The organism is Pseudomonas sp. MD195_PC81_125, assembly GCF_014060985.1.
Taxonomy (GTDB): Bacteria; Pseudomonadota; Gammaproteobacteria; order Pseudomonadales; family Pseudomonadaceae; genus Aquipseudomonas; species Aquipseudomonas parakoreensis.
This window is the reverse complement of sequence record NZ_JABULD010000838.1, coordinates 1-1,730: the sequence shown is the minus strand read 5'-3', so window position 1 is coordinate 1,730 and position 1,730 is coordinate 1. Positions and strand designations below refer to the sequence as shown.

2 protein-coding genes are annotated in these 1,730 nt (G+C 36.8%); both read left to right on the top strand.

Annotated features, from left to right (window positions below; all coding sequences use genetic code 11):
- The first annotated feature begins 116 nt into the window (after positions 1–116).
- Positions 117–503 carry a hypothetical protein gene (locus HT737_RS29610; RefSeq protein ID WP_182404598.1) on the top strand — a complete coding sequence of 129 codons (387 nt, stop codon included), beginning with the start codon at positions 117–119 and terminating at the stop codon, positions 501–503.
- Between the two features lie 319 nt (positions 504–822).
- Positions 823–1,185 carry a hypothetical protein gene (locus HT737_RS29605; RefSeq protein ID WP_182403921.1) on the top strand — a complete coding sequence of 121 codons (363 nt, stop codon included), beginning with the start codon at positions 823–825 and terminating at the stop codon, positions 1,183–1,185.
- Positions 1,186–1,730: the final 545 nt, after the last annotated feature.

Here is a 1,730-nt window from a genome sequence, read left to right as displayed (position 1 = left end):
TTTTCGACCTGAAAATATGAGCCCAACTGTCAGGGTGATATCACCCAACTAGATCTGATAAACATGTAATGAATATCGACAACACTGTAATACGAGCACTACCAGAAACAAAATAAATGGTTATTACGATAGCAAGCATAGTTAAAAGCACGCACAATAAAATACTTGTCGAATATTCAACGCCCTATGGAAAAGGCTTGTCAGTATGTAAAGACTCACCCCCTAAAGCAAATAAAAAACTTGATGTCGAAATCAATATAGATGATGAGTTCATTTGGGGTGAAAACTTGATTCCCTCCACAAAAAACGCACCTTCTATATCCTTCAATCTAGGATTCACATACATCACAGGAGAGTTAATCGCTATTGAGGACGACGGTTGCGGTGTATTAAAAATTGGGGATGCGATAATATTAATTTCTATTGAGCAAAAAAAAATTATCCTGCCCATATTCGTAGATATTATTGCAAAAGAAATATCCATCCACCCAACCAACATATGAGCAAGCGGAAAAACACCAAAAGCTTTCATCTAATATTACCCCACCCTTTGAATCCCTACTCTAGGTTAACGTGATTAAAGCGAACCAATTAAAGAGGAAATATTTATTTTGCAGCCCGCCCCTTTTTAATCAATAGAGATTGAAAACATTCCTTTTGCAAAGCCTCTTTTCATAAAATAAATCCGTCCCCTTTCCCACCAAGCAGGCGCGAGCTAGTGGTAATCGAATGTATAGCGCATCTCACGACAGTATAACATTTAGGATCTACCTAGATGAAACACTAACAACCGCCAAAAATTTTCACCCAACGATGAAATAGATGATGACCATAGAACAGCTTTCAGAAAAGCAACGCGGCATAGTCAACAATTATCTACTAGACTTACTGGAGTCATCATCCTTACAAAACTCTAGTTTTTTGCCAAAAGCTTTAGAAAGCCTAATTAAATCGCATGGCTTTGGCATAGAAATGTCTGGGATATATATAAGCACGGACGAAGATCCAGAAAATATCCCTGAATACCTGAAAGATGGAATTGCTTTTGAATTTATGGATAGCCACGTCACATTGCCATTTAAAGACGCTGCCGCCTTTATCATTTCTTGGTGCGCTACACAAAAACAGGTGGAAGAGCTTAATCTAGACATAACGCTAGAAAAACTTAAGAAAAAATTCAGCTAAACAATTAGAACCAACAAATTCAAAAAATAAATCATCGGACAAAAGGGGCGGAAAACAAAAAATACGAAATAACGATAAACAACGATGAGTTTCCGGAGCAATTCATCAAACACGCAAACTCATTTATTATCGAATGCAAAATTGACGACTCTAAGCAAGGCTACGCGGACATTCCAGAACTTGAAAAGATAAATTACCCAACCTTTGATAAAATTTTAAAAACCCATCACTATTTAGCGGCCAGCCTTATAAAAGATTGTCTTTATTTCGAGCTTTTTTATTTCTATTTCAAAAATCAGAAATACCTGAACTAGTTATAAATAGCATAAAAGATGTAAAATCAGATGAAATGTCAATTACGATCATGGGTGATACGTATCCAGCTCAGAAAAGTTGATGAACGAAAGGTGTCAGATTTATTTTCCAACTCTAATCAAAAGAGATTGAAATAAGCCCGTCTCCTTTTACACGACCACACTTCGCATACGGAGTCTCGCCGCCCATTAAATGATTTTTTCACCATCTACGGTATAGCGATCATCTCT